Raw genomic sequence first — 15,642 nt, forward strand, 5'->3', positions numbered from 1 at the left:
GTCAGCTCGCGGAGGTCACCCGGTAGACGTCGTAGACGCCCTCGACGTTGCGGACCGCCTTGAGCACGTGGCCGAGGTGCTTGGGGTCGCCCATCTCGAACGAGAAGCGGCTGACGGCCACGCGGTCGCGCGAGGTGGTGACCGACGCGGAGAGGATGTTGACCTTCTCGTCGGCCAGGACCTTGGTGATGTCGGAGAGCAGCCGGTGCCGGTCGAGGGCCTCGGCCTGGATCGCGACGAGGAACAGCGCGCTGGACGACGACGCCCAGTGCACGTTGACCAGACGCTCGGGCTCGCTGCGCAGCTCGTCGGCGTTGGTGCAGTCGGTGCGGTGCACGCTGACGCCGCCGCCGCGGGTGACGAACCCCAGGATGCCGTCGCCGGGCACCGGCGTGCAGCAGCGCGCCAGCTTGATCCAGACGTCGCCCGCGGAGTCGTCCATGTCGTCGATGACGACGCCGACGTCGCCGGTGCCGCGCCGGCGCTGGACCGTGGAGGGCGTGGCGCGGTCGGCCAGCTCCTCCTCGTTCTGCTCGACGCCGCCGAGCAGCGCCACGAGCCGCTGGACGACGTGGCGCGCCGAGACGTGGTGCTCGCCGACCGCGGCGTAGAGCGCGGACACGTCGGCGTAGCGCAGCTCGTGGGCCAGGGCGCCCATGGAGTCGCCCGAGACGAGGCGCTGCAGCGGCAGGCCGGTGCGCCGCGCCTCGCGGGTGATGGCCTCCTTGCCGCCCTCGATCGCCTCCTCGCGGCGCTCCTTGGCGAACCACTGCTTGATCTTCTGCTTGGCCCGCGGCGAGGCGACGAAGCCCAGCCAGTCGCGCGACGGACCGGCGCCCTCGGCCTTCGAGGTGAAGATCTCGACGACCTCGCCGTTCTCGAGCTCGCGCTCGAGGGCGACCAGCCGGCCGTTGACCCGGCTGCCGATGCACCGGTTGCCGACCTCGGTGTGCACCGCGTAGGCGAGGTCGACCGGCGTCGACCCGCTGGGCAGCGTGATCACGTCGCCCTTCGGCGTGAAGACGAAGATCTCGCGGGTGGCGAGGTCGTAGCGCAGCGACTCGAGGAACTCCCCCGGGTCCGCCGCCTCCCGCTGCCAGTCCAGCAGCTGGCGCATCCACGCCATCTCGTCGAGCTCGAGGGTGCCGTCGCCGTTCGCGCCGTTCGACGAGCCCTTGTGGGCCCCCCTGGGGGCCTCCTTGTAGCGCCAGTGCGCCGCGATGCCGTACTCGGCGGTGCGGTGCATGTCGTGGGTGCGGATCTGCACCTCGAGCGGCTGCCCGTCCGGCCCGATCACCGTGGTGTGCAGCGACTGGTAGACGCCGAAGCGCGGCTGGGCGATGTAGTCCTTGAACCGGCCGGGCATCGGCTGCCACAGGGCGTGGACCATGCCCATCGCGGCGTAGCAGTCGCGCACGTCCTCGACGAGCACGCGCACGCCGACGAGGTCGTGGATGTCGTCGAAGTCCTTACCCTTGACGATCATCTTCTGGTAGATCGAGTAGTAGTGCTTCGGCCGCCCGAGCACCTCGGCCTTCACCCGGGCCTCGGTGAGCTGGCCGGAGACCTCGTCGATCACCGAGCGCAGGTAGGTGTCGCGGCTGGGCGCGCGGTCGGCGACGAGGCGGACGATCTCGTCGTAGCGCTTGGGGTGCAGGATCGCGAACGCGAGGTCCTCGAGCTCCCACTTGACCGTCGACATCCCCAGCCGGTGGGCCAGCGGCGCGAGCACCTCGAGGGTCTCGCGGGCCTTCTTGGCCTGCTTCTCCGGCTTGAGGAAGCGCATCGTGCGCATGTTGTGCAGGCGGTCGGCCAGCTTGATGACGAGCACGCGCGGGTCGCGCGCCATCGCCACGACCATCTTGCGGATCGTCTCCGCCTCGGCCGCGGCCCCGAGCTGGACCTTGTCGAGCTTGGTGACGCCGTCGACGAGGTGCGCGACCTCGGCGCCGAAGTCGGAGGCGAGCTTCTCGAGCGAGTAGTCGGTGTCCTCGACGGTGTCGTGCAGCAGGGCCGCGACCAGCGTCGTCGTGTCCATCCCGAGCTCGCCGAGGATCGTCGCGACCGCCAGCGGATGGGTGATGTACGGGTCGCCGCTCTTGCGCATCTGGCCGTCGTGCGAGCGCTCGGCCGTGTCGTAGGCCCGCTGCAGCGTGGCCATGTCGGCCGACGGGTGGAGCTCGCGGTGCACCGCGGCCAGCGGCTCGAGCACCGGCTTGACCACGCCCGAGCGCTGGGCGGTGATCCGGCGGGCGATGCGGGCGCGCACCCGGCGCGTCGCCGAGGGCGGGCGGGTGGCGCTGACCGGGGGGACGGGCGAGAGGCCTGCGGACTCGAGGACCGCGTCCTCGCGCGTGCCCCGGTCGTCGTCGGTGCCGTCCGACGGGGCGGGTTCGGTGGCCAGCGGTGTGCCCGTGGCGTCGACGTGCTGGCTCACGCGTCGTCCCCTTCCCCTCCGGCCGACGGGCGGGGCCTGCGCCCACCCGTGTCCGGAATCCATCCAGGATATCCCGGCATCGGCGGGGTGTCCGGTCGGTGGCGGCCCGATCGGACGATCGGTCGTCCACGATCGGTACGCGTGGACGGCGGTGGCCCACTCGGCCGGTGACGGCCGAAGTCGCGCGATGGGCGGTCGGTCAGTGGTCGGTCGAGCGCCGGTCAGCGCGCGAGCAGCGCGTGGACGTCGTGGCCGCCGAGGCGCGCACGCCCCTCGAGGGCCGGCAGCTCGAGCACCACCGAGAACGCCGCGACGACCGCCCCGGCGCCCTCGACCAGCTGGCACGCCGCGCCCGCGGTGCCGCCGGTGGCGAGGACATCGTCGACGAGCAGCACCCGCGTGCCGGGGTGCAGCACGTCGGCGGGCAGCTCGAGGGTGGCAGAGCCGTACTCGAGGTCGTAGGTCCGCCGCGCGGCGACCGCGGGCAGCTTGCCCTCCTTGCGCACGGCGACGACGCCCACGCCCAGCGAGTGGGCCACGGCCGCGCCGAGCAGGAAGCCGCGCGCCTCGATGCCGACGACGACGTCGACGCCGGTCCGCGCCGCCGGGGCCGCCAGCAGCCGGGTGGTCGCGGCGAGCCCCGGCCCGTCGGCGAGCAGCCCTGTGAGGTCCCAGAACCGGATCCCGGGCGTCGGGAAGTCCGGGACCTCGCGCAACAGGCTCGCCACCAGGTCGAGATCTGTCACGTCGAGATCGGCGAGGTCGTCGTCGGGTGCGTCGCTCGCGGTGCTCACTTGCGGCGCTTGCCCGACGGGCGCCCGCTACGTCCCGTGGGCCGGGCACCCGGACGCGGGGCCACGGCCCCTCCGTCGCCGTCGCGGGCGCCCGAGCTCCGGGCCACGGCACCGGCCGCGGCGACCTCACGGGTGTTCAGGACATCGGTCGCCGGGCCGTTCGCGGTCGCCTCGGCGCCGTCCGCGCCCTCGGTGCGCCGGGCGTTCTTGGCCCGGCGGGCGGCGACCTTCTCGGCCTGCGCGGCCCACTGCTTGTTGCGCATCGCGAGGTCGACCACGATCGGCGTCGCGAGCAGCACCGACGAGGCGGCACCGACGATCGTGCCGACGAGCTGGACGAGCGCGAGGTCGCCGAGCACGCCGACCCCGAGCAGCACGACGCCGATGACGAACAGCCCGATCAGCGGGAGCGCGGCGATCAGCGAGGTGTTGAGCGAGCGCATGAGGGTCTGGTTGACCGCGAGGTTCGCGGCCTCGGCGTAGGTGCGTCTCGTGAGGCCGAGCAGGCCGCGGGTGTTCTCCCGGACCTTGTCGAACACGACGACCGTGTCGTAGAGCGAGAAGCCGAGGATCGTCAGCAGGCCGATGACCGTGGCCGGCGAGACCTCGAAGCCGACCAGCGAGTAGACGCCCGCGGTGATGATGATGTCGTTCGCGAGGGCGATCAACGCCGCGAGCGCCATCCGCCGCTCGAAGTAGAACGACAGGTAGATCGTCACGAGCACGAGGAACACCGCGAGCGCGATGAGCGCCTGACGGGTGATCTCGCCGCCCCAGCTCGCGCTGACCGCGCTGTCGGAGATCGCGTCCGGGTCGGGCGCGCCGGTGATGCCCAGCGGCTGGAACTGGTCGAACAGCGCCTGGCGGAGCACCACGACCTGACCGACCCCGAGGCGCTCGGAGCGGATGATGATCGTCGACGTCGCGCCCTGGCCCGCGCTCTGCACCGAGGTGGCCGGGATGTCGACGGCCTCGGCGAAGACCTGCTCGACCTGCTCGGTGGCGATCGGGCCGCCCGCGCCGACGGCCGGCATCTGGACGCTCGTGCCGCCCTCGAAGTCGATGCCGAAGTTGAAGCCCCGGATCACCATCGACAGGATGCAGATGATCAGCGCGACGCCGAAGACCGCGTACCAGGTCTTCGAGCGCCCGACGATGTCGATGCCGCCGTTGCCGCGGTAGAGCGAGTCGAGCCGGCTGCGGCGCCGCGGGCGGGAGCCGCCCTCCCGCTCCTCGGGGGCGTCGGCGGCGGCCTCTCCGGTCGGGTCGTCGTCGTCCGTCCCGTCGTCGGCCTGGTCGTCCCTCAGGTCGTCCCGGACCTCGTCCGCGGGCGGGGCGTCCTCGGCGCGGCGGCGCCCGCCCGTGCGGCCGTTGCCGCGGCCGGCGGGTCGGTTCGTGTCGCCGCTGGTGACGGCGTCGGTGCGGCGGTTGTTCGGGCCGCTGGTGGACCGGGTCATCGGGCACCTCCACGTCCGGCGCGGTCACGGCCCGTCCCACTGCGGGTTGCCGGGCGGCTGGAGCCGCCGCGGGTCCCCGTCCCGCTCCCGGCCGGGCGCCGCCCGCCCGCGCGTGGTGGACCGGAGCCGGGCCGCGGCGCATGGCGCACCGCCTCGCCCAGGCCGGACCACGCGGGGCTGGCGAACAGGCGCGAGTTCGACGCGAGCGCGAGCAGCGGGTGCGTCACGAGGAAGACCACGACCAGGTCGAGGACCGTGGACATGCCCAGCGTGAACGCGAAGCCCTTCACCTGGCCGACGGCGAGGACGTAGAGCACCACCGCCGCCAGGAAGCTCACGGCGTCGCCGGAGAGGATCGTGCGTCGGGCCCGGACCCATCCGCGGGGTACCGCGGACCGGAAGCTGCGCCCGTCGCGGACCTCGTCCTTGATCCGTTCGAAGAAGATCACGAACGAGTCCGCCGTGATGCCGATGGCGACGATGAAGCCGGCGACACCGGCGAGGTCGAGGGTGAAGCCGATCCCCCGCCCGAGCAGCACGAGGACGGCGTAGACGACGAGCCCGGACAGGATGAGCGACAGGATCGTCAGCACGCCGAGCGCGCGGTAGTAGAAGAGCGAGTAGAGGAACACCAGCGCCAGGCCCACGAGGCCCGCGATCAGCCCGGCCTGCAGCGACGCCAGCCCGAGCGTCGCCGACACGGTCTGCGCCTCGGACGTGTCGAACGACAGCGGCAGCGAGCCGTAGCGCAGGACGTTGGCGAAGTCGGTGGCCGACGCCTGGTTGAAGTTGCCGGAGATCTGCGCGTTGCCGTCGAGCAGGGGCTGGACGATCCGCAGCGCGGAGACGACCTGCGAGTCGAGGACGACGGCGTTCGAGTTGTTGACGTTCGCGCTGGTGTAGTCGGCCCACGTGTCCGCGGCCTGGCCACCCTTGAACGCGAGGTTGATGATCCAGCCGACGCCCTGGGGGTTGGGGTTCGGCTGCGCGCTCGCGACGTCGGTGCCCGAGAGGATCGCGGGCCCGAGCAGGTACTTCTCCGTGCCCTCCCGGTTGCACGAGACCAGGGGCCGCGCCGGGTCGTCGTAGCCGCGCAGGGGGTCCTCGACCGCGCAGTCCAGCGCGAGCGCCGCCTGCTCCTGCACCGCCGGGTCGTCGCTCTGGCGCGTCGCCTTCGCCTCGGCGATCGCCTGGGCCAGGCGCGGGTCCTGCGACGTCGCGTTCGGGTCGCCGCCCGGAGGGGGCGTCGGGACCGGCGGCTGCTGTTGCCCGACGGCGTCGAGCGGCACGCTCTGTCCGGCGGGGGCCTGGCCGGGCGTGCCGGCGCCGGCCGGCCCGCCGGGTGCGCCCGGCGCTCCTGGCGCTGTGGCTCCCGGCTGTCCCGGTTGGGGGCCCGCCGGGATCGGTCCGCCGAGGACGGGGCGGAAGTACAGCCGCGCCGTCTGGCCGAGCGAGCGCGCCTGGTCGCCCTCCTGGCCGGGCACCGTGATGACGAGGTTGTTGCCGTCCTGCACCACCTCGGCGCCGCTGACGCCGAGCCCGTTGACGCGCTGGTCGATGATCTGACGCGCCAGGTTGAGCTGGTCGGGCGTCGGCGCGGCACCGGTCTCGGTGCGCGCGGTCAGCGTGACCCGTGTGCCGCCCTGGAGGTCGATGCCGAGCTTGGGCTTCGGCGAGCCGTCCCCGGTGAAGAAGACCAGTCCGTAGAGCGCGGCCACCACCACGACGAAGGCGGCCAGGTAGCGCCCGGGCGAGAATCGGACGGTCGGAGGGGCCACGCTGCGTTGCTCCAGTTGCTCGGGTCGGTCAGCCGGGGAGGGGCTCGCCGCGAGGGTAGGCGCCGGAGCCGACGCGCCCGGCGGCGGCCCGCCCCGGTCGGATCAGGAGGAGCGCGGCGACGAGACGTTGTCCGTCGAGTCGGCCTTCGTGTCCTTGATGTCGGAGTTCGTCCCCGTGCCGTGGGTGCCGTTCGTGCCGGCGTCGACGACCGGGGTGCTCTCGGTCGGGATCGACGACTGGGGCACGACGTCGTCCGACTCGTCCAGGTCCTCGACGACCTCGGGGTCCTCCGGCGCCACGAGCTTCTCGCGCACGGCCGCGCGCAGCCAGGTGGTGACGACGTCCGGGGCGATCTCGAGGTCGATGGTGCGCTCGTCGTCGACGTCGACGATCGTGCCGCTCACGCCGCTGGTCATCACGACCACGTCACCGACGTTCAGGCTGCCCTGGAGGTCCTTCTGCTGGTTCTCCTGCTTCTTGCGCTGCCGGCTGGACATGAACACCAGACCGATCATGAACAGGATGAGCAGGGGGAAGATGAGATCCATGGTTCTCCGTCCACCGGGCGGGTGACCCTCGTGCGACCCGCGCATGTCCGGTTCCGAGTCTGCCAGCTCAGCCGAACAACGTGCCCTGGCCCCGTGGGTCGTCCCCGGGATCGTCGGTGCTGTCCGCGCCGGCGGCGGGCGGTTCCTGGCCCAGATGGCGCCACGCGGCGGGCGTCGCGACGCGTCCGCGCGGCGTCCGGGCGAGCATCCCCGCCCGCACGAGGTAGGGCTCGCAGACCTCCTCGACGGTGCCCGGCTCCTCCCCCACGGCCACGGCCAGCGTCGACACGCCGACCGGCCCGCCGTGGAAGCTCCGCACGAGCGCGCTGAGGACCGCGCGGTCGAGTCGGTCGAGCCCGAGCTCGTCCACGTCGTAGACCGCCAGCGCCGCCCGGGCGACGTCGCGCGTCACCGCGCCGTCGGCGCGGACCTCGGCGTAGTCGCGCACCCGACGCAGCAGACGGTTGGCGATCCGGGGCGTGCCCCGGGAGCGGTGGGCGATCTCGCGGCCGCCGTCGGGGCGCAGGTCGACCTCGAGGATCTGCGCACTGCGCCGGACGACCAGCTCGAGGTCCTCGGGCTCGTAGAACTCCATGTGCCCGGTGAAGCCGAAGCGGTCGCGCAGCGGGCCGGTGAGCGCGCCGGCCCGGGTGGTGGCGCCCACCAGCGTGAACGGGGCGACGTCGAGCGGGATGGACGTCGCGCCGGGACCTTTGCCCACCACGACGTCGACCCGGAAGTCCTCCATCGCGAGGTAGAGCATCTCCTCGGCGGGCCGGGCCATGCGGTGGATCTCGTCGATGAACAGCACGTCGCCCTCGACGAGGTTGGAGAGCATCGCGGCGAGGTCGCCCGCGCGCTCCAGCGCCGGGCCGGACGTGATCCGTACGGGGCTGCCGAGCTCCGCACCGATGATCATCGCGAGGCTGGTCTTGCCCAGGCCGGGCGGGCCGGAGAGCAGCACGTGGTCCGGCGGGCTCCCGCGGCCCAGGGCACCGCGGAGCACGAGGTCGAGCTGCTCGCGGACCCGCGGCTGACCGATGAACTCGGCGAGCCGGGCGGGCCGGAGCTTGTTCTCGAGGTCGCTCTCGCCGTCGGCGGGCGTGCTCGCGAGCGCCCGCTCGAGGCTCGCTTCCAGATCGTGTTCGCTCATCGCGGGCCCAGCCTGCTCAGCGCGGCGCGCAGGACACCGGAGGAGTCATCCGGGCCGGACGGGCCGCCGAGCACCTCGTCGACGGCCTTCTCGGCGGGCTTGGCGGCGAAGCCGAGGCCGACCAGCGCCTCGACCACCTGGTCGCGCAGCGTCCCCGAGGCCACGGCCGAGACCGGCGCCCCGTCGTCGTCCGCGGCGCTCGGCGGGGCGACCTTGTCGCGCAGCTCGACCACCAGGCGTTCGGCGCCCTTGCGCCCGATGCCCGGCACGCTCATGAGCGTCGTGAGGTTGCCGTCGGCCAGCGCGTGGCTCAGCGCCGCCGGGTCGAGCACCGCCAGCGTCGCCAGCGCGACGCGCGGCCCGACCCCGGACACCGTCTGGAGCAGCAGGAACATCTCGCGCTCCGAGGCGTCGGCGAACCCGAAGAGCGTCAGCGAGTCCTCGCGCACCACCAGCGCCGTGTCGAGGCGGGCCTGCTGCCCGCGGCGCAGGCGGGCCAGCGTGTTCGGCGTCGCCTGCACGGCCAGCCCCACACCCCCGACCTCGACCACGGCATGGTCGAGCCCGAGACCCAGGACCTCCCCCCGCACCGACGAGATCACCGCACGACCCTCCCGACCCTCCTGGCGAACACGCGTTCGAAGGTTACCGGGCACCTCCGACACCGCCGCGCAACGCCGCGCCCGCGTCTCCCGGGGCCGACCGTGGGGACGACCTCTCCAGAACGATCTCTCGAGAGTGGCGCCAGTGCTGGGACGCCCACGGCACTGTCGGGAGATCGTTCTGGAGAGCTCACCCCGTCAGGTGGTCCGCCAGCACCGGGGCGAGCACCGACGGGAGGACGAAGTGCTCCTGGCCGGGCATCGTGCGGTGCTCCGCGCCGGGCACGGCGGCGGCGAGGGCGGCGACGGCGTCGGTCACCCAGGCCGGGCTCGCGCCACCGTCGAGGGCGAGCAGGGGTGTGCGCAGCGCCGCGAGCCGGTCGGTCGGCAGGCCGTCGCGGACGACGAGGGCGACGTCGTGGGGCAGCGAGGGGACGAGCGCGACCGTCCGCGCCCAGAACGGGGTGGCCCGCAGGCGCTCGACCGGTGCGGGCGCGGCCGCCGGGAAGCCGCCGAGGAACGCGGCCGCGGCGTCGTCGGGCCGGCCGTCGCGCAGGGCGGTCATCGTGGCGGCGGCCAGCTCGTGCCGCGGGGACGGGTCGTCGGTCGCGAGGCGCCACGGCGGTTCGTGGGCGACGACCCGCCCGGCCGGCACGCCGCGCATCACGGCCTCGAGGACGAGCACCGCGCCCGCGGAGTGCCCGTAGAGGGCGGGGTGGGCGGGGTGGGCGGCGTGACCGGCGTGGGCGACGACGGCGGCGAGGTCGGCAACCTCGGCCGCGACCAGCGCCTCGCCGTCGGGCCCGAGGGGGTCGAGGGCGGGGTCGGGTGCGCCGCCCGAGTCGCCGCGTCCCCGCCGGTCCCAGGTGTGGACGGTGGCCCGGTCGGCGAGGCTCTCGGCGAGCAGGCGGACGCTCGCCCGGTCCTGCAGAGCGCCGGTCGTGAGCACGAGCGGCGGGCCCTCGCCGACGGTCTCCACCGCGATCCGCGTGCCGTCGGCGGAGAGGACGTGCGCCAGGGTCAACGGGCGGCCTTGCGCGCGGCGGCGAGGCGGGCGCGGTGGTGCTTCGCGACCTCGGCGGCGCGGGCCTCGGCCTCGGCCATGCGGGCGATCATCGGGGCGCGCCAGCAGTGGCAGACGGCCAGGGCGAGGGCGTCGGCGGCGTCGGCGGGGCGCGGGGCGACGCCGAGCGAGAGCACCCGGGTCACCATCGCCGTCACCTGTTCCTTGCCCGCGCGCCCCGAGCCGGTGACCGCCGCCTTCACCTCGCTCGGTGTGTGGAACGCGACCGGCAGGCCCGCGCGCCCGGCGACCAGCGCGACCACCCCGCTCGCCTGCGCCGTCCCCATCACCGTGCGCACGTTGTGCTGGGCGAACACGCGCTCGACGGCCACGACGTCGGGACGGTGCTCGAGGATCCACGCCTCGACGGCGTCGGCGACCACCCCCAGCCGCTGCGCCACCTCCGCCTCGGGCGGCGTGCGCACCACGTCCACGGCCACGGCGCGCACCGACCTCCCGCCGGAGCCCTCGACGACGCCGAGACCGCAGCGCGTCAGCCCGGGGTCGACGCCCAGTACCCGCATGGGTCGCGACGCTACGGGGCGCCGGCCCACCGACCGGCTCTCGTCCCCGTCCCCCGGCGTGTCCCGCCCGCCTCTGGTCTCTCGACCTGGTGATCAACGGCGGAGCCGTGCGGCATGCTGACCCGAGCCGCACCCCGCGAGGAGGACCACCGTGAGCAGCCCGATCGAGGAGCCCCGCCCGCCCTTCCCGCCGTTCGACGAGGAGTCGGCACGCGCGAAGGTGCTGGCCGCCGAGAACGGCTGGAACACCCGCGACCCGGAGAAGGTGGCGCTCGCGTACACGGTGGACACCGCCTGGCGGAACCGCGACGAGTGGGTCACCGGCCGGGACGCGGTCGTCGGGTTCCTGACCCGCAAGTGGGAGCGCGAGCACGACTACGTGCTGCGCAAGGCGCTGTGGACCTACGGCGGGCACCGGATCGCGGTGCGCTTCCAGTACGAGTGCCGCGACGACGACGGCCAGTGGTGGCGCAGCTACGGCAACGAGAACTGGGAGTTCGCCCCCAACGGCCTCATGGCCCGCCGGGAGGCGAGCATCAACGACCTGCGGATCACCGAGGCCGAGCGCCGGATCCACGGGACACGCGCCGACGGGGACACGAGCGAGATCCCGATCTAGGAGATCGAGGGACGCGGCCCCGGGTCGTCGTGGCGGAAGGTGACGCTGACCCGCGGGCCGGCGCCCGGCCACTTCGGCACCGTGTGCTGCCAGTCGTGCTGGCAGCGCCCGCCCATGACGAGCAGGTCGCCGCCCGCGACGGTCAGCCGCGTCGACGGCCCGCCGCCCACGGGCCGCAGACCGAACCGCCGTGGTGCCCCGAGCGACACGATCGCGACGATCGGCGCCTCGTGGGTGAAGCGGACGCGGTCGCCGTGCCAGGCCACCGAGTCGTCGCCGTGGCGGTAGTAGTTGGCCGAGACGCGATCGAAGCGCACGCCGTACCGCGCCGTGAGCGCCTCGGCGACGGCCGGCGCGGGGTCGGGCGCCTCGGGGACGCGCCATCCGCAGGTGAGGCGCGGCTCCATCACGGTCCCAGATCCTCCTGTGGCCGGGTCGTACATCCGCCGCCGGCGCTGGTCCCACGGCGCCTCGGCGACGATCCCGTCGAACCAGGCGTCGGCGCCGGTGAGCCAGGCGGGGGCGAGATCGACCCACGACGTCTCGTCCAGGACGATGCGGCGCGGGACGACCGTCGGATCGGGAGCGGGCTCGCCCCCGCCGAACAGCGAGGGCGTCCACGCGGCGGTCATCGCCGACGAGTAGAACACATGTTCGAGCGAAGGGGGAGGTCTCGGTGGCGAGCAAGCACATCGTCGTCCACGGGCAGGTGCAGGGCGTCTTCTTCCGTCAGAGCGCGCAGGACACCGCGGGCGATCTCGGTGTCGCCGGGTGGGTGCGCAACCGCGACGACGGCTCGGTCGAGATGATCGTCGAGGGTGAGGACAACGCCGTCGAGCGCATGATCGCCTGGGCGCACGAGGGTCCGTCGCAGGCGCAGGTGACCGGCGTCGACGTCACCGACACCGACCCGCAGGGGCTGCGCTCCTTCGACCAGGCGTGAACGTCACCGCGGATCAGGTCCGCGCCTTCCGCCTGCGCCGCCAGCACGTCGCCCTGCGCGACGGCACCGACCCCACGGCGATCGCGCGGCGCCTCGTCGGCGTGCAGGCGCAGGTCCCGTCGGCCGCCGCGCAGGCCGTCGCCGTGCGCACGGCCGTCGGCACCGCGGACGACGGCGCCGTCGACGCCGCCCTGGCCGCGGGCACGCTGATCCGGACCTGGTCGCTGCGCGGCGCGCTGCACCTCCTCGCCGCCGACCAGGCGCCCGCCGTGCTGGCGCTCATCGCGGCGGCCCGCACCTGGGACAAGGGCTCCTGGCAGCGCGAGTTCGCCACGGCCGCGCAGATGGCGGCCCTCGAGGACGCCGTCGCCGAGGTGCTCGCCGACGCCGTGCTGACCCGCGAGGAGCTCGTCGCGGCGCTCGTCGCCCACAGCCGGGAGGAGGGCCTCGCCGACGCGCTCGGCTCCGGCTGGGGCGCGGTGCTCAAGCCGCTGGCCTGGCAGGGGCTGCTCTGCCACGGGCCGCCCGCCGGTTCGCGCGTGACGTTCGCGCACCCGCACACGCTGGTCCCGGGCTGGCCCGGCCTCCCCGATCCCGACGAGGCCGCCCGCGAGGTCGTCCCCGCATTCCTCGCCGCCCACGGGCCGGCGACCCCGACGGCCTTCGACGCCTGGCTGCTGCGCGGCGCCACGCCGAAGAAACGGCTGCGGGCGTGGTTCGCCGACCTCGTCGCCGACGGCTCGCTCGTCGAGGTCGGCGTCGACGGCGAGGCTCGCTACGCGCGCGCCGAGGACCTCGACGAGCTCGGGGCCGAGGCGCCGGGGCTGCGCCTCCTCGGCCCGTTCGACCCCTACGTCCTCGGCGCCGGCACCGCCGATCCCGACCTCCTCCCGACCGCGCACCGCGGCGAGGTCAGCCGCGCCGCCGGGTGGATCGCGCCCGTCGTGCTCGACGCCGGCCGGGTGGTGGGCACCTGGCGCGCCGACGACGACCGGCTCGAGGTCACGCCCTTCGGCACGTCCCTGCCCGACGGGGCGCTCGAGGACGAGCGCGCGGTCTGGAGCCGGATCCTCGGTCGCCCCCTTACGCTCCGGGGGTGAGGGCGGTCCGGCCGTCGCGCACCAGCAGTGTGGCGATCAGCCCCGCGTGGTCGGTCGACGGCAGCTCCTGCGTGGTCACCTCGACGGCCGAGACCGGCCCGGAGACGAGCACGTGGTCGATGGCCGCGAACGGCGGCAGCGTGGAGTCGGTGGGCCACGTGCCCCGCAGCCCGCCGCCGACCGCGGACGCCGCGTCGCGCCACGTCCCGGGCGCGAGCATGGCGCGCAGCGGGCGGTGGTCGAGCGTCGCGTTGAGGTCGCCGATCACCAGACGGGGCGGCCCCCCGAGTGGCGCCGGGCCCGGGAGCTCGCTGATCTCGCGCGCCCATCCCCCGGGGTCGTCGCGGAACACCGGCGCCGACGGGTGCGCGACGACGACGTCGACCGGCCCGCTCGGCGCGAGGACCCGGGCCGTGACCTGCGAGAACACACCCGGCCGCAGCACCAGCCCGGAGGGGGCGAGCGGGTGGCGGGAGACCAGCGCGGTGCCGCCCGCGCCCCGTCGCGCCGCCGACTCCATGAACGGCAGCTCCGCCCGCAGGCCCGCCGCCGCCAGACGCCGCTCGGCCTCCGGGGTGATCTCCTGCAGGCCCAGGACGTCGATACGACGGTCGCGCGCCAGCGCCACCACCGCCGCCGGATCGGCCCGCCCGAACTGCAGGTTGACCGTCGCCACGACCACCGGCGCGCTCCCCGGCCCGGCGGCCACGACCGGGTCACCGTCGTCGAGGGCCCGCGGCACGACGATCGCCCCGAGCACCACGGCCGTGGCGAGCGCCACCACCCCGGCCACCCGGCGACGCCGGACGAGCGCGAGCACCGCGACCACGACCGCGACCACCGCGACCACCGGCGTCCCGGACAGCAGCGCGAAGGCGATCGGCGACCCGGGCGCCCCCCACCACCAGAACGGCACCCACAGCGCGGCGAGCACCGCGCCGAGCAGGAGGACGCCGTCGAGGAAGCGGGACACGTCAGGGGCCTACGACCCCGGTGCCGGACGCTCGAGGCGCAGCAGCTCGACGCCGGCGCTGTCGACGAGCCGGCCGGTCTCCTCGTAGCCGGCACGGCGGTGGAGCCGCAGGTTCTCCTCGCTACCGGTCAGGGCCTCCCCCGCGTCGCCCGCGGCGAGCTCGGCGACGACGCAGGGAGCGGTGGGCGGCACCCGGTCAGCCGACCTCGGCCATGACCTCGTCGGACGCGTCGAAGTTCGAGTAGACGTTCTGGACGTCGTCGGAGTCCTCGAGCGCGTCGATGATCCGCAGGACCTTGCGGGCCCCGTCGGCGTCGACCTCGACGTTCATCGACGGCACGAACGACACCTCGGAGGAGTCGTAGTCGATGTCCGCCTCCTGCAGCGCGGTGCGGACGGCGACGAGGTCGTTCGACTCGGTGAGCACCTCGAAGCTCTCCCCGTAGTCGTTGACCTCCTCGGCCCCGGCCTCGAGCACGGCGAGCAGCAGGTCGTCCTCCGAGAGTGCGCCGCCGGACTGCTCCTTCGGGACGATGATGACGCCCTTGCGGTTGAACAGGTAGGCCACCGAGCCCGGGTCGGCCATCGCGCCGCCGTTGCGGTTCATGGCCGTGCGGACCTCGCCGGCGGCGCGGTTCTTGTTGTCGGTGAGGCACTCGACGAGCACCGCGACGCCGCCCGGGGCGTAGCCCTCGTACGTGATGGCCTGGTAGTCGGCCCCGCCCGCCTCGGCGCCCGAACCGCGCTTGACGGCGCGGTCGATGTTGTCGTTGGGCACCGAGGTCTTCTTCGCCTTCTGGATGGCGTCGTAGAGCGTCGGGTTGCCGGCCGGGTCGCCACCGCCGGTGCGGGCCGCGACCTCGATGTTCTTGATCATCTTGGCGAACATCTTGCCGCGCTTCGCGTCGATCGCGGCCTTCTTGTGCTTCGTGGTCGCCCACTTGGAGTGGCCGCTCATCGCTTCCCGCCCTTCGTCTCGCGCGTGTCCTCGACCGCGGGCGCCGCTCCCGGGACGGACCCCGGCCGGCGCAGGTGGCGGCTCGCGCCGCACACGCTCCTGGCGATCCAGTCTAGGTGAGGTCCCACCCGTGGCGACGGGACGGTACGGTGCGGATTCCCCGCCTGAGTTTCTTTCCGCTACCCAGGGAGCAGCATGGACGTCACGACGCGCGAGCGCACCCACACCTGGTCCGACCCCCGGACGCTCGCCGCGGCGGCGACCGAGCGCGACGGCCTGTCGTTCCTGGCCGCCATGGCGGACGGGACGCTCCCGCCGCCGCCGATCATGACCCTGGTCGGGGCCGCCGTGGAGTCCGTGGAGCGCGGGCGCGTCGTGTTCACCGTCGAGCCCGCCGAGTACCACTACAACCCGATCGGCTCGGTGCACGGCGGGATCTACGCGACCCTGCTCGACTCCGCGCTGGGCTGCGCCGTGCACAGCACGCTCGAGGCCGGTGTCGGCTACACGAGCCTCGACCTGTCGGTGAAGTTCCTTCGCCGCCTCACCGCCGACTCGGGCATCGCCCGCGCCGTCGGCCACGTCGTGCACTCCGGGCGCAGCACCGCGCTCGCCCGCGCGGAGCTGCTCGACGGCGCCGGCCGCCTCGTCGCCGAGGGCACGTCGAGCTGCCTCATCCTGCGCGGCTGACC

17 protein-coding genes are annotated in these 15,642 nt (G+C 74.2%); 4 read left to right on the forward strand and 13 right to left on the reverse strand.

Annotated elements, in window-relative coordinates:
- Position 1: 1 nt before the first annotated feature.
- The 9 genes from OG774_RS08490 to OG774_RS08530 form a co-directional block, all read right to left on the reverse strand.
- Positions 2-2,500: a RelA/SpoT family protein gene (locus tag OG774_RS08490; RefSeq protein ID WP_442873960.1), complete on the reverse strand. Its 2,499-nt coding sequence runs from the start codon at positions 2,498-2,500 to the stop codon at positions 2-4.
- Between the two features lie 158 nt (positions 2,501-2,658).
- Positions 2,659-3,231 carry an adenine phosphoribosyltransferase gene (locus OG774_RS08495; protein WP_328308498.1) on the reverse strand — a complete coding sequence of 191 codons (573 nt, stop codon included), beginning with the start codon at positions 3,229-3,231 and terminating at the stop codon, positions 2,659-2,661.
- Positions 3,228-4,688, reverse strand: a complete 1,461-nt coding sequence (secF, locus tag OG774_RS08500; RefSeq protein WP_328308500.1) for a protein translocase subunit SecF — start codon at positions 4,686-4,688, stop codon at positions 3,228-3,230. The genes OG774_RS08495 and secF overlap by 4 nt, the downstream gene beginning before the upstream one ends.
- Positions 4,685-6,466, reverse strand: a complete 1,782-nt coding sequence (gene secD / locus OG774_RS08505) for a protein translocase subunit SecD (protein WP_328308501.1) — start codon at positions 6,464-6,466, stop codon at positions 4,685-4,687. Before secD ends, secF begins: the two co-directional genes overlap by 4 nt.
- 102 nt (positions 6,467-6,568) lie before the next feature.
- Entirely contained in the window at positions 6,569-7,015 is a 447-nt protein-coding gene (gene yajC / locus OG774_RS08510; RefSeq protein ID WP_328308503.1) for a preprotein translocase subunit YajC, read from the reverse strand.
- Between the two features lie 67 nt (positions 7,016-7,082).
- Positions 7,083-8,168, reverse strand: coding sequence for a Holliday junction branch migration DNA helicase RuvB (gene ruvB, locus OG774_RS08515; protein ID WP_328308505.1), 1,086 nt, complete (start codon positions 8,166-8,168; stop codon positions 7,083-7,085).
- Positions 8,165-8,770 (reverse strand): Holliday junction branch migration protein RuvA, encoded by a 606-nt coding sequence (gene ruvA / locus OG774_RS08520; protein WP_328308507.1) that lies wholly within the window; start codon positions 8,768-8,770, stop codon positions 8,165-8,167. Before ruvA ends, ruvB begins: the two co-directional genes overlap by 4 nt.
- A 190-nt stretch (positions 8,771-8,960) precedes the next feature.
- Positions 8,961-9,794 carry an alpha/beta fold hydrolase gene (locus tag OG774_RS08525; RefSeq protein WP_328308509.1) on the reverse strand — a complete coding sequence of 278 codons (834 nt, stop codon included), beginning with the start codon at positions 9,792-9,794 and terminating at the stop codon, positions 8,961-8,963.
- Positions 9,791-10,357, reverse strand: a complete 567-nt coding sequence (locus OG774_RS08530; RefSeq protein WP_328308513.1) for a crossover junction endodeoxyribonuclease RuvC — start codon at positions 10,355-10,357, stop codon at positions 9,791-9,793. Before OG774_RS08530 ends, OG774_RS08525 begins: the two co-directional genes overlap by 4 nt.
- A 151-nt stretch (positions 10,358-10,508) precedes the next feature.
- Between OG774_RS08530 and OG774_RS08535 the strand changes: the two genes are divergently transcribed.
- A complete protein-coding gene (locus OG774_RS08535; RefSeq protein WP_328308515.1) occupies positions 10,509-10,976 on the forward strand; it encodes a nuclear transport factor 2 family protein in 468 nt (155 codons plus the stop codon).
- Here OG774_RS08535 and OG774_RS08540 read toward each other — a convergent pair.
- Complete coding sequence (locus OG774_RS08540; RefSeq protein ID WP_328308517.1) at positions 10,973-11,608, reverse strand: alpha-ketoglutarate-dependent dioxygenase AlkB; 636 nt, start codon at positions 11,606-11,608, stop codon at positions 10,973-10,975. The two genes, OG774_RS08535 and OG774_RS08540, sit on opposite strands and share 4 nt — an antisense overlap.
- Before the next feature lie 44 nt (positions 11,609-11,652).
- Between OG774_RS08540 and OG774_RS08545 the strand changes: the two genes are divergently transcribed.
- The gene (locus OG774_RS08545; RefSeq protein WP_328308519.1) at positions 11,653-11,919 is read left to right on the forward strand and encodes an acylphosphatase; all 267 of its coding nucleotides are present in this window, start codon (positions 11,653-11,655) and stop codon (positions 11,917-11,919) included.
- Positions 11,916-13,019 carry a winged helix DNA-binding domain-containing protein gene (locus tag OG774_RS08550; RefSeq protein WP_328308521.1) on the forward strand — a complete coding sequence of 368 codons (1,104 nt, stop codon included), beginning with the start codon at positions 11,916-11,918 and terminating at the stop codon, positions 13,017-13,019. Before OG774_RS08545 ends, OG774_RS08550 begins: the two co-directional genes overlap by 4 nt.
- On the opposite strand, the gene OG774_RS08555 is transcribed toward OG774_RS08550, so the two are convergent.
- From OG774_RS08555 to OG774_RS08565, 3 genes are read right to left on the reverse strand one after another with little or no spacing between them, the layout of a single operon-like run.
- Entirely contained in the window at positions 13,003-13,992 is a 990-nt protein-coding gene (locus OG774_RS08555) for an endonuclease/exonuclease/phosphatase family protein (RefSeq protein ID WP_328308523.1), read from the reverse strand. The genes OG774_RS08550 and OG774_RS08555 overlap by 17 nt on opposite strands.
- A gap of 9 nt (positions 13,993-14,001) precedes the next feature.
- Positions 14,002-14,184 carry a hypothetical protein gene (locus OG774_RS08560; protein WP_328308525.1) on the reverse strand — a complete coding sequence of 61 codons (183 nt, stop codon included), beginning with the start codon at positions 14,182-14,184 and terminating at the stop codon, positions 14,002-14,004.
- A 4-nt stretch (positions 14,185-14,188) separates the two neighbouring features.
- On the reverse strand, positions 14,189-14,950 hold the full coding sequence (locus OG774_RS08565; RefSeq protein WP_274191823.1) for a YebC/PmpR family DNA-binding transcriptional regulator: 762 nt from the start codon (positions 14,948-14,950) through the stop codon (positions 14,189-14,191).
- 195 nt (positions 14,951-15,145) lie between these two features.
- Between OG774_RS08565 and OG774_RS08570 the strand changes: the two genes are divergently transcribed.
- Positions 15,146-15,640 carry a PaaI family thioesterase gene (locus tag OG774_RS08570; protein WP_328308530.1) on the forward strand — a complete coding sequence of 165 codons (495 nt, stop codon included), beginning with the start codon at positions 15,146-15,148 and terminating at the stop codon, positions 15,638-15,640.
- Positions 15,641-15,642: the final 2 nt, after the last annotated feature.

Origin of the sequence: Actinomycetospora sp. NBC_00405, from assembly GCF_036044095.1 — a bacterium.
GTDB lineage: Bacteria > Actinomycetota > Actinomycetes > Mycobacteriales > Pseudonocardiaceae > Actinomycetospora > Actinomycetospora callitridis.